This window comes from Methanomassiliicoccales archaeon (genome assembly GCA_013415865.1).
Classification (GTDB): Archaea; Thermoplasmatota; Thermoplasmata; order Methanomassiliicoccales; family UBA472; genus MVRC01.
The window spans coordinates 627,450-638,647 of the sequence record CP058896.1; the positions used below are offsets into that span (position 1 = coordinate 627,450).

11 protein-coding genes are annotated in these 11,198 nt (G+C 53.4%); 6 read left to right on the top strand and 5 right to left on the bottom strand.

Annotated elements, in window-relative coordinates; all coding sequences use genetic code 11:
* Nucleotides 1-36: 36 nt before the first annotated feature.
* Genes HPY73_03095 through HPY73_03105 form a run of 3 tightly spaced genes read left to right on the top strand, consistent with a single transcriptional unit; the run spans nucleotide 37 to nucleotide 1,880 of the window.
* Nucleotides 37-234, top strand: a complete 198-nt coding sequence (locus HPY73_03095) for a hypothetical protein (GenBank protein QLH74536.1) — start codon at nucleotides 37-39, stop codon at nucleotides 232-234.
* A gap of 7 nt (nucleotides 235-241) precedes the next feature.
* Nucleotides 242-1,021 carry a hypothetical protein gene (locus tag HPY73_03100; GenBank protein ID QLH74537.1) on the top strand — a complete coding sequence of 260 codons (780 nt, stop codon included), beginning with the start codon at nucleotides 242-244 and terminating at the stop codon, nucleotides 1,019-1,021.
* Between the two features lies 1 nt (nucleotide 1,022).
* Nucleotides 1,023-1,880: a hypothetical protein gene (locus tag HPY73_03105; GenBank protein QLH74538.1), complete on the top strand. Its 858-nt coding sequence runs from the start codon at nucleotides 1,023-1,025 to the stop codon at nucleotides 1,878-1,880.
* A 22-nt stretch (nucleotides 1,881-1,902) separates the two neighbouring features.
* Here HPY73_03105 and HPY73_03110 read toward each other — a convergent pair whose 3' ends face one another.
* The 3 genes from HPY73_03110 to HPY73_03120 form a co-directional block, all read right to left on the bottom strand.
* Nucleotides 1,903-2,094: a hypothetical protein gene (locus tag HPY73_03110; GenBank protein QLH74539.1), complete on the bottom strand. Its 192-nt coding sequence runs from the start codon at nucleotides 2,092-2,094 to the stop codon at nucleotides 1,903-1,905.
* Nucleotides 2,095-2,261: 167 nt separating this feature from the next.
* Nucleotides 2,262-2,957, bottom strand: a complete 696-nt coding sequence (locus HPY73_03115; protein QLH74540.1) for a histidine phosphatase family protein — start codon at nucleotides 2,955-2,957, stop codon at nucleotides 2,262-2,264.
* Between the two features lie 14 nt (nucleotides 2,958-2,971).
* Nucleotides 2,972-3,715 (bottom strand): nitroreductase, encoded by a 744-nt coding sequence (locus HPY73_03120; GenBank protein ID QLH74541.1) that lies wholly within the window; start codon nucleotides 3,713-3,715, stop codon nucleotides 2,972-2,974.
* Nucleotides 3,716-3,980: 265 nt separating this feature from the next.
* Between HPY73_03120 and HPY73_03125 the strand changes: the two genes are divergently transcribed.
* On the top strand, nucleotides 3,981-4,184 hold the full coding sequence (locus HPY73_03125) for a hypothetical protein (protein ID QLH74542.1): 204 nt from the start codon (nucleotides 3,981-3,983) through the stop codon (nucleotides 4,182-4,184).
* Nucleotides 4,185-4,258: 74 nt separating this feature from the next.
* Entirely contained in the window at nucleotides 4,259-5,104 is an 846-nt protein-coding gene (locus HPY73_03130) for a PH domain-containing protein (GenBank protein ID QLH74543.1), read from the top strand.
* A gap of 263 nt (nucleotides 5,105-5,367) precedes the next feature.
* Here HPY73_03130 and HPY73_03135 read toward each other — a convergent pair whose 3' ends face one another.
* Together HPY73_03135 and HPY73_03140 are read right to left on the bottom strand one after the other, a co-directional pair.
* A complete protein-coding gene (locus tag HPY73_03135; GenBank protein ID QLH75631.1) occupies nucleotides 5,368-6,612 on the bottom strand; it encodes a DEAD/DEAH box helicase in 1,245 nt (414 codons plus the stop codon).
* Nucleotides 6,613-7,144: 532 nt separating this feature from the next.
* Nucleotides 7,145-9,124 (bottom strand): hydantoinase/oxoprolinase family protein, encoded by a 1,980-nt coding sequence (locus HPY73_03140; protein QLH74544.1) that lies wholly within the window; start codon nucleotides 9,122-9,124, stop codon nucleotides 7,145-7,147.
* A gap of 327 nt (nucleotides 9,125-9,451) precedes the next feature.
* Between HPY73_03140 and HPY73_03145 the strand changes: the two genes are divergently transcribed.
* The gene (locus tag HPY73_03145) at nucleotides 9,452-10,897 is read left to right on the top strand and encodes a homospermidine synthase (protein ID QLH75632.1); all 1,446 of its coding nucleotides are present in this window, start codon (nucleotides 9,452-9,454) and stop codon (nucleotides 10,895-10,897) included.
* The last annotated feature ends 301 nt before the right edge of the window (nucleotides 10,898-11,198 follow it).

Below are 11,198 nucleotides of genomic sequence, written 5' to 3' on the forward strand. Positions count from 1 at the left end.
TTATCCCCGGCTAAGTTAGAACCCTGGGATAATCAAATGGGCAAGAAAGAGAAGGTGTCGTCAGTCCTGAACCTTGTCGGCGGGAAGCCTGAGAACGTGGAGAAGATCGTCGACGAGATCGACAAGTTCTTCGAGACCATCAACGCAGAGCTGGAGGATTGGAAGATCTCGATGGAGGAATATAGCGACGGCACCAGGATCTTTGCGAGGTTTCAGGTCCTTATAAAAAAGTAGGTGTTCCATGGCCGACCCGGAGAGGAAGGAAAGAAGGCCCGATGGGCCCGTCTGCGACAGGGCATTGATGTGCCCCGAGGAGTGGGAAGAACCTAAGACCAGGAAGGTGCTCGGTGAATATCATAAAGAGGGCCTTCCTGAAGGGATGTTCGGGGTGGACGCTGACCTTGAAAGGTTCGAAGAGTACTGGTCAAAAAAGGGGAGCGTCAATGTCCAGAGCAAGTACCACAAGGATGGCGCCCCGTACCTGGAGGAAAAGGATGGAAAGGAAGGGGGAGAAGGCGGTGTTCACACTGTAGATGATAGGGACGAAGGCCCAAAGGATGCCGCTCCTCATACCTTAAAGGATGAGGCTGTCCGACAAATGCCTCCCCCGAGGTCGGAAAGGGCGATCGACCTCGCTACGGTGGAGGTCATATCTTACGCATTGTTCCGGGCCGCGTTCGCCAATGGCATAAGGGTGCCGATAAAGATGGAGAACGTCGTCGATGCCGAGATAACGATAAGAGGAAAGGACATCGTGATCAACACCAACGAGCTTTACACGAACATACCCGACCTGGCCATTTGGCGTGTCATCTACACCCACAAGGGGAAGCCCGTATTTGAGCTGGGAAGAGGGGTCAAGAAGGGTCTAAAGGTACATCGTCTAAATGCCCTGGGTCTTGGGATCGCCTTATGGAGGCAGGCACGGAGGAAGGAGAGGGAGAAGCAAAGGGCAAGGCATCTGAGAGAGAAGGCCCCCAGCGATGATAAAGAAGCTGGCACTTCCATAGCGGAGGAGTGATATGTCACGGGCAGAGGCCATCGATTATGACGCTCACCGTGAGTTCTTCAGACAGGTCCTGGAATCTGTGCATGAGATCATGCGGAGGGAATACGGCTTCAAGGAGATGATGATCAAGCCCTTAGGTGCAGGAGGGTCCAGGCTCTCGATCCCTGTCAAGATCCAAGGGGTGGATCGGATGGGCAACGAGGTCAAGGTGTTCGCCAAGATCCTAGGCAACTCCGAGCTGATGACGGCGAGGACGATCCAGCTTTTCAAGAACATATTCCTTGAGATGAACGGCAGGGCCCCGATGTTCGATTTCAACGCCTCGGCCGAGAAGATGGCGAGGCACCAATATGAGCTTCTGAGAGCCATCCATGGTCTAGGGATCCCCACGGCAAGGCCGTTGGGATATCATAAGCTGAAGGGGAACCTATGGATGCTCGTCGAGGAGTTCCTTGATGCCAGGCCGATAAGTGATGTCTCGAAGATCACCGAGGACCACCTCGACACAGCGTTCTCATATCTGGCGATGATGCACAAGAACGGCATATTCCATGGGGACATCAAGCCGGAGAACATAATGTTCGCGGACAGGGTGTACATAATGGACGTCGGTAACTTCCTGGATGAGGCGCCTGAAGAGGATAAGAGGGCATATGATATCGCATGTCAGATCGCTTCTTTTTTGCAATATGCGCCTCCAAGGAAGATCGTCTCCTTGGCATCCAGGCATTTCTCAAGGAGGGACATCCAACACGCGGCGGACTTCATTGAGCTCATCCAACGCCGTCCAGACATCAATTTCTCTGACGAGGTGAAGCTTGAGCTCATCGACCTCATGAAAAGGAAGGGAATAAGGAAACGGAAGGAGTGAATGGGTTTGAAGATCGTCCCGATCATTCCTTGGCCTTTTTCTCCCTCTTTATCAATGCAGTGGCGTGTATCTCCACCCTGATGCCTTCCTTCGATTCCTCGATCGAGAACTTCCACTGTTCAAGGTTCGCCTCAAGTTCCTTGAACATCTTCTTGAGGTCTTGGCTCTTCTCGTTCAACGCGACCGCGATGTCCTTTTCTGCGATATTTACCACCTTGCTGCGAATTAGTGGAGCAATGACTAGATAAAGATATCTGGAGGGGCATAAGTTGGATGCCCACGGTTCAAAATGGTCAGACGGCCCACGGCCCTAGACCGACCAATGGCGAGAAGATGAGCATATGGTGGAGACGGCCATCCTCTACCATATCTGATGGTCGATCAAGGCACAGACCCCCACTTTTCAAGAGGGGTGCCCTCCTCGCTGACCGGTATCTCTCTCCCGTCGTACCTTGCGACGAGACCATTGTCCGTCCGATAGAGAATGATCCCGTCCAGGAATGGCACCAGGCCTTTCGTACGAAAATCGTATCCGAAATAATAGGCCATCGGTGGCGTGATGATCATGTCATGGGTAATAAAGAGGCCGAGGCCGTTGTCCATGTCCTTGATCTTCTCGATCGCGTACGATAGTAGCATCTTCATTCCTTGACCGCAGGGCAGGGCGATGCTCCTGTCGATCTTGTCATTGACATATAGGTCAACGAAACCTATCAGACCTAATTCTCGCATCTTATCATAGGCCCTCTTCGTGTCCACCATGAAAGGTGCGGACATGCCAAGAAGCTCGGTTCTCTCAGGCACTATACCCTGACCAAACCCTTCTGAGATGAGCTTGGCGGTGTCCACACAGCGGCCGACAGGGCTCGAGAATGCCTTTAACATATTGAACCTGGTGAGACGGGAGCCGAGCTCCCTCGCCCTTCTTATACCGGTCTCATTGAGCCCCTCATCATTCCTTACGATCTGGCCAAGCTCCCCGCCTCGGTCAGCATGGCGAATGATCATTGCGCAGCTCGACCCTTCGGGGACGGCATGGATGTCCCTGAGTATCCTTATCCCATCCTCGCTCTTCATCCCCAACGCCTTTCTTATTCTATCGTCATGGTGGCCACAAAGGCATAGCCCTTTGGTATCATGTCAGCATCGCAACCGCTGAGATCGAAGGAGACCTTCCTCCCCTCGTGCTGTGCGGCCAGCCACATATGGCAGAGCGCTATCCCCACATTGATGCGGTTCAGATGGTCGGTTATGAGCGACCTCTCCGCGAATGCGTATATCTTCCCATCCCCGCCGGTGAAATACCATGATTGGTTGTTAACGCTGGAAGGGGCAAGCCTGGCGGCCTCTATGATGTTCTCCATCCCCTTTACGGAAGATATCTTGGTGACCTCCTTCCTCTTGAACTCATCAGGCCCTTTACGATATATCTCCTCTGCGGGCCTTCCGAATGAGGTCATGATCACCAGCTCCATCCCCTGAGGAGGCTCCCCTCCTCCCTTTGCAAGTTTTGCACCGGCCTGCCAGCAGTTACCAATCCCCTTCTTAGCGAGATAAAGGTCGAGCTGTTGGAGCATGAACCCCGCGTTCGGGAGATATCCATCCTTCTTCTCCGAGTAAAAGGCGATGTAATGTGGTGCGTTGGTCCTGAACATGCCCTTTATGGTCTGTTCGTTCAGGACTCTTATCTCGGTCCGAATACCCGGGACCAATGGTACAATATTATCGATGAATGTCGAGATATCGGACAGGACCGATGGGTCGAGCGGCTCCTTCTGATATTTCCTGACCGACCTGCGCTTGAATATGTATGGATAAAGACCTTCGTCGCTCATCTCAACCTGCCTCCTTGGGAGTGATTACAGTTATCCCCCATATGATGTTTTTGCCTTGGGAGGGTCGAAAAATAATGGGACAGGATCTGATCATGTATGTCTGAAGCGGAGCATTCTTGCCTCTGCTCATCCAGATCGTCTTTGGGACTCACCTCCATGCCAGGGACCTTGTTGAGGATGGGGTCTGTTCGATATCGGACTTACCTAATTCGATCATTTTATCCGGTTGAAGGACATGCACTAGGATATCCCAGGAGATGACAGCATGGCGACGTACGATTATACGATCAACTGGTCTGGAGACATACGCAAGGGGACCATCGAGTGCGCTAACAACGAAGATTCGAAGAGGGAGGTAAAGAAGATGCTCAAGGAGATCGGGGTCCCAAAGGGCAAGTACGTCTTCGTCGACATCGTGAGGAGGGACGACGGGAAGGTCGTGATAGAGGAGGAGCTCTGGATGGCCTGATCCCATCCCTTGAGGTTCATCTGGTATCAATAATATATCCATCATCCCCTTTTAAGCTGTGAAGAGGGAGAAAGATGGGGAAGAGGTTTGGAAAGACCGCGGCGAGGATCGCGAGCGGAGCGCCTCCTTCCGATTACCTGATGCCTGGCGAGACCTTGAGATGGAAGGGGAAGCCCGCGGCGATCGTCATACTCGGAAGGGGACTTTTGCTCACCTTTTTCGCGCTGGTATATTTCTCAGTCATGATGGTCTATGTTGAAAATGATGGATACCTCCCCGCATTGGGGATCGTTGTCCTTATCTGCATCATGATGGCCCTTGTCGAAAGAAGGTTCGGGCTCTTGGGCGGGGTCGCTGGGATAGGTATTGCGGTATGGGCATTCCTTTCGGACAAGGGCCTTGAATGGTATTGGTACCTCGTGCCCCTGATCTTTGCGCTCGTCGCCCTCCTGATCAATTACATCTATCTCAACCGGGTGATGTTCGTCATCACGGACCGGAGGATAATCACAAGATACGGGATTTTCACGCTAAGATATGCTGATACTGGCGTGGACAAGATCCAGAACGTCACGGTCATTCAGCCCTGGTATGAGAGGGTCTTCGGCTACGGTGATATATACTTCGCAACGGCCGGTGAAAAGGGAGGGATCGACTATGAATCGCCAGGCATCAAGCTCAGGAGCGGGGGAGCTGTGGAGTGGGAGAACGTCGGGAGGCCGTTCGAGGTCAACAAGATCGCGGCAGCAGTGATCAATCCATCCGCAATGCCGGTGGTCGTCGTCGACCAACCTGTCCAACGACCCTCGGCCCTGGGCACCGAGGAAAGGTTGCGGGAGCTTGATGACCTGAGACAAAAGGGGTTGGTCACACAACAGGAATATGATGAGAAGAGGAAGCAGATCCTGGAAAGGCTATGAACAAGAGCGAAATGGTGCCTCGGCCTGGCTTTAGATGAGGCGGAGAATTGAACGCCCTGAAATTATCGGGCCGTGCATATGGAAGGCGGGTCTCAACCATATTGAGCTGCCATATGTTCTGCATAGAGCCCCTTCTTTTCTTTACTTCAAGAGGGGCGTCGGACAGTCAGGATCAAATCTGGCTATTGACCTATGCCCTAACATGGTCCTCTTGCCAAGGTCATTAATCCACTTCAATAATTTGGACGCGATCGCTGACGGGCTCATCTAACATGAGCTTGTCCATGGCCCTTTCTTCTTTTGTTATGTGAATGCTCCCCGCCTCTCCTTTTCTGGTCCCTTGTAACGTTCATTTTGCCTGGACCGCTTTGATGACGTTTTTTTACGGAAATGTGTACTTCTCTTGCCTGGGTCCCCCTTGGATCGACCCGAGGTACAGGAGCAGGGACGACCTCGATATCAAGCAGGTCAATGGGCTTTTTGGTTTTGGTCAGGATCTCTCGGAGAAGGCCTCGCTCCTCTGGGAGGAAGATCGATACCGCCACGCCTTCTTTCCCTGCCCTCCCTGTCCTGCCGATGCGGTGAACATATGTGTCCGGGTCCATGGGGGCATCATAATTGACGACCAGCTCGACATCGTCGATGTCCAACCCTCGCGCTGCCACGTCCGTCGCGACGAGCATGTCCACCGAGCCTTCCCTGAACGCGCTCATGACCTTCTCCCTCTTGTTCTGCGCGACATCGCCGTGGATGGCGGCTGCATCATAACCGTCGGCGACGATCTTCCTCTTCAGCTGGTCGACCCTTCTTTTGGTATGACAGAAGATGATGGTCTTTTCATGGAACTTGTTCAGAACAGCATAGAGCGCGTCACGCTTGGTCTCCCTGGTGGCCATCAGGAAGTATTGCGTTGTAAGGTCCAGTACTGGCTCATCCTTCGATACGAGGACCTCCAACGGGTTCACCATCTGTCTCATCGCCAGCTGTTTGATGTCCGGGGACATCGTGGCGGAGAACAGAAGGGTCTGCCTCTTTTTGGGCAACTTTGACATGATGAAGTTGATGTCGCGGATGAAGCCCATGTCGAGCATCCTGTCCGCCTCGTCCAGGACCACGACCGACACCTTCGAGAGGTCCAGCTCGTTCCTCTCAAGGAGGTCCTTCGCCCTGCCAGGGGTGACCACTACCGTGTCCGTCCCCCTTCTCAGGTGCTTGATCTGTGGCTCGATGCCGACCCCGCCATAGATCGGCATTGACTCATGACCAGTGTACTTCCCGAGATGGTTTAGCTCGTCGGCCACCTGGTTTGCGAGCTCCCTTGTTGGAACGACAACGAGGGCATCAGGCTCCTTGTAGCCTGGCTCTGTCCTCATCAATATTATGGTCCCGTAGGCACCGGTCTTGCCGGTGCCGGTCTGGGCCTGGGCGAACATGTCCCTGCCCTCCAGACCAGCCGGGATCGCCTGGGCCTGGACCGGCGTAGGCTCGGTCCAGCCCATCTCATGCATGGCCTTGACTATCTCATGTGATATCTTAAGATCTGTAAACGATGGCATCATCTTCACTCTGTTTCGAAAAGAAAAACGATCTGCTGACCGCAGACGAGATTATTTTCAGATGGTGGTGGCATAGGCCATATTTATAACTGTGCATCTAACCCGCCAGGGTCGTTGGCATTACCTGTGCGCCGGTTCTATGGATATAATTCTTCAGGTCTCCGGTCTGTGATGGGCCAGGCCCATTTATTCTACCTTCAAAGCGACGACCGTTCGAGATTGAGGAGATAATGACCATCGGCCATAATGGTCAAATTGTTCTATCTCGTTGATCATCTTCGAAGGGCGTTCGTCGAATGTGGCAATAGGGGCCGACCTGGTCCATCATATTGGTCATCTTTCTCTGGGACGTCACTCCCATCAGGAAAACAAATGAGCATGTGATGGTTCATCCCATATCCTCATGACATTTGAACGCTAGAGGCCTGGCCGAAAGAATGTCGGTTCATGACCACAAAAAAATTGCTGCCGACCTTTGCAGCCATCAATCCCCATCCAAGGGAGTGCCGACGGCCCTGGCCCTTACCCTTATCTGGACCAGCGCATCGGAGCCGAGAGGGCTGTCTGGTCTTTCCCTCTCCTCGTCGACGATTATCTCCACCTTCAGGTCGTGACCGCCCGACATCTCGGCCCTGGCGATGGCATGACGAGATGCCATTTCCTTCGCTTTTGCCACGGCGTCCGCCTTCTCCGTGTAGTAGATAGGGTTTGCGAAGATGGAGTAGACCGCGAAACCCCTGTCCCTCGGATAGACGAACACGTCAACGAACTCGGAGACCTGGCCACATACCGCTCCGATAGCGTTGCCGACCTCGTGGTCATCAGGTATGATGACCTCCACATCCATCATCTCGGCCAACCGGGGAAGGAAAGCCCTGGCCGGACCTCCGAGCCCGACGATCGGATGATCTATTTTTGCCCTGAGCCTCAGGTTCGAGAACCTTCGCCCACCGCTCATGCCATTTATGATGTGACCGACAGCTTCGTGCTTGGGAAGCTCGCCAAGCTCGTCAGATAGGACCTTGTTCAGAAGCTCCTCTCCGATGCGTGAAAGGACCTTGTTGAACAGCTTCTCCGTCATCTCCGTCTCTTCTAGGCCATGCGCCAAAGAGAAGATCTTCAATCCAATCCTTGAGGCCTCAACATCCCCCTCACGATATATTCCCAAGACGTGCAATATGTCGGTGGGCGTAAGCCCGATACCTTCTATTGCCCCCTGCTTCCAAAGCGAGCTGATATGCCTGTCTATGAGGTACATCTCCTCGAATGCCATCTTAAGCTCGGTGAACGTCGATGGACCGTTCTTTCTTATGTGCTCGACAAGGAGTTTCTCATTTTCAGAGAGCCCGTTCACCGTCCGCATCGAGGCGACAAGGAACCTTGGCTCCCCAAGGGCCTTCATCTTCTCAACGAGACGCTCATATCTCTGTGATGCGAAACAGAGCGGCATGACCCTATAAGGGCCCACCTTGAGCCCATGCTTCGTGGCCCTTATCTCGGAGTCACCACCTAGGCCTACTGTCCATACGTTGACCGCCTCCACCCTCGTCGGCCAAGAGCCGACCACCGCGCCATTGGGCGCTGTCCTCGACCTGCCGTTCTCCATCACGGCAATGTCGGTAGATGTCCCACCCATATCTATGACGATGCAGTCCTTCTTTCCAGATAACAACATCCCTCCCATGGCGCTCGCCGCAGGCCCTGAGAGAAGGGTCTCGACCGGTCTCTCCATGGCCGTCCGGATGTTCATGAGAGAGCCGTCGCCCTTGAACACCATCAACGGTGCCCGTATCCCCTTTTTTGAGAGTATGACTTGGACCTTTTCAAGGAAGTCCCTAAGGACCGGTATCAGGCCCGCGTTCAGAACGGCAGTTACCGTGCGCTCATGGAACCCCAGCTCCCCAGTGAGCTCGTGCGCCATGACGACCGGTATGTCGTGATCCTGTTGTATGAGGCGCTTGACCTCCTTCTCATGGGCGGGATTGTAGACGCTGAAAAGCCCCGAGACCACGATCGAGTCGACATGCTCGACCATCTCCTCGACCGAGCGCATCACCTCACGATGATCAATAGAGGCCAGCACACGCCCTCTGACGTCATGACCGCCAGCAAGGAAGCATTGCTTCTTCGCGCCGAACTCCTTTCCCTCCTGAGGTGTCCACCCCAGCCCGATGAGCCCTACCCGCCCCAATCTGCCCTCAAGGACGGAGTTGGTGGCCAAGGTCGTCGACACCCCTACCAGGCTCGGCTCGAAGTGTTCGTCGACATAGCTCATCACCTTGTCCACACCCTCACCCAGCCCGATGCTGAGGTCATGATGTGTGGTCCTCGCCTTGGCCTTGGCAAGGACCTTTAGGGTCCTAAAATCGACCAACGCGACGTCGGTATAGGTCCCACCAGTGTCGATGCCGAGACCATAATTGGTCGATCTGTCTCTGTCAGATGTCGAAGATATTTGAACCACGCACCTGCGCTTGGACGACAGGATTTGAGGAGGTCATATTAATCTTCATCTGCATTTTCTTAGGCCACTTGAACGTCCAGGCATATCTGTTGGCGCAGTTGGTCGATCGGGGGTATCATTGCTGTTGAGAACGATATGACCATAGGTATCACCAGCACTTCCCACTCTCGTCCATCTCGAGATGGTGCGCCTACCGGGACATAAATCAGGGAATATGTCCGATCCGAACACAATGTTCCCTTATTTTTTAGGGACCGGGGAAAACCATTTATCCGACCGTTAGATTCCCATAAGAGTTTCAAAGAAAAAGAGGTTTTTTCAGAAATGATGAGATTCGACGGTAAGGTATTGATAATCGGGTACGGTTCTGTGGCCAGATGCACGCTCCCTATATTGCTGAAGCATATAGAGATACCATATGAGAACATCACGATCATAGATTTCGAGAACAAGGCCCCTGCCCTGAGACAATGGACCAGCAAGGGGATAAGGTTCAAGAGGCAGAGGATCACCGAGCAGAACCTCGATGGGGTTCTGTCACAATACCTGGGCCCTGGCGGGCTCTTGATAGACCTATCATGGAACCTGGACACGTGCACGCTGATCAGATGGTGCCACGAGCATGATGTCCTTTTCATCAACACCTCGGTGGAGGTGTGGGACTCCATGGCCGAGATAGGTTCAAAGGACCCCGTGGAGAAATCATTATATGCCAGGCAGATGCGCCTCCGCGAGCTCACGAAGGGGTGGGACGATGGGGTGACGGCCGTAATAGACCACGGGGCGAACCCCGGTCTGATCACCCACTTCGTCAAACATGCGCTTTTCGACATCGCCGAAAAGCTGATCGAAGATGACAAGGTCCGCGAGGAGGAGGCCGAAAGGCTACGGGCCCTGATGAGGACGCATAACTTCGCAGAGCTGGCCATGGCCTTGGACGTCAAGGTAATCCATTGCTCTGAGAGGGACACCCAGATCACCAAGAGGCCGAAGAGGGTCGACGAGTTCGTAGGCACCTGGAGCATCGAAGGGCTAAGAGAGGAGGGGACAGCACCGTCCGAGATCGGCTGGGGGACGCACGAGAAGACCTTGCCTCCTCTGGCGTACGTTCCTAAGACCGGACCGAAGAACCAGATCATGCTCGCACAGATGGGCATGAACACCTGGGTCAGGTCGTGGGTGCCAGACTGCGAGATAGTTGGCATGGCGATAAGGCATGGCGAGGCCTTTGGACTGTCAGACAAGTTAACGGTGTGGAAGGACGGGAAAGCGATCTACAGGCCGACCGTTCACTATGCGTACATGCCCTGCGATTGCACCATAGCCTCCCTGCATGAGCTGAGGTGCAACAACTATGTGATGCAATCTAAGCTCAGGATCCTGAAGGAGAGAGAGATAGTCTCGGGAGAGGACATCCTCGGGGCGTTGCTCATGGGCCATGAGTATGGAAGCTGGTGGTGCGGCAGCATCCTGAGCATCGAGGAGGCGAGGAAGCTCGCGCCAGGTCAGAACGCTACGACCGTGCAGGTGGCCATGGGCGTGATATCCGCGGTCATGTGGATGATCGAGCACCCCCGTCAGGGCCTGTGCACGCCTGAAGACCTTCCTCACGACTATATTCTGAAGATAGCGATGCCTTATCTCGGCAAGTTCGTCTCGATGCCGTCGGACTGGACGCCGCTCAAGAACAGGCAGGTCTATTTCAAGGAGAACCCGGCGAACAATTATGATGAGGACATGTGGCAGTTCAAGAACTTCATGTTCGTTCCTTGAGGGCTTGTCGTAATGACTTTTTCCCAACAATATTCTCTTCATGGCATAGGTATATGGCAGATTCATATGTCCACCATGCCAAGACATTTTTTTAAAGTATAACAATAAAAATAAGATGTTTGAGAGGAGGAGCTTTTAATCGGTTTATTGCTATGATATTATTATCCACCTACCATCACTGGCTTCATTAATAAGGAGATGGAATGCTCTCGTATGTCTTATTATGAACAATATGAGGGACACAAATGTCAGAGAAAGGTGTAGCGGTCATCTGGATCTGCGATTTTTTTAATGATAAATC

Coding starts and splice junctions, on each gene's coding strand:
- HPY73_03130 (QLH74543.1), top strand. CDS start 4,259: ATGGGGAAGAGGTTTGGAAAGACCGCGGCGAGGATCGCGAGCGGAGCG.
- HPY73_03105 (QLH74538.1), top strand. CDS start 1,023: ATGTCACGGGCAGAGGCCATCGATTATGACGCTCACCGTGAGTTCTTC.
- HPY73_03115 (QLH74540.1), bottom strand. CDS start 2,957: ATGAAGAGCGAGGATGGGATAAGGATACTCAGGGACATCCATGCCGTC.
- HPY73_03100 (QLH74537.1), top strand. CDS start 242: ATGGCCGACCCGGAGAGGAAGGAAAGAAGGCCCGATGGGCCCGTCTGC.
- HPY73_03095 (QLH74536.1), top strand. CDS start 37: ATGGGCAAGAAAGAGAAGGTGTCGTCAGTCCTGAACCTTGTCGGCGGG.
- HPY73_03145 (QLH75632.1), top strand. CDS start 9,452: ATGAGATTCGACGGTAAGGTATTGATAATCGGGTACGGTTCTGTGGCC.
- HPY73_03135 (QLH75631.1), bottom strand. CDS start 6,612: ATGCATGAGATGGGCTGGACCGAGCCTACGCCGGTCCAGGCCCAGGCG.
- HPY73_03125 (QLH74542.1), top strand. CDS start 3,981: ATGGCGACGTACGATTATACGATCAACTGGTCTGGAGACATACGCAAG.
- HPY73_03120 (QLH74541.1), bottom strand. CDS start 3,715: ATGAGCGACGAAGGTCTTTATCCATACATATTCAAGCGCAGGTCGGTC.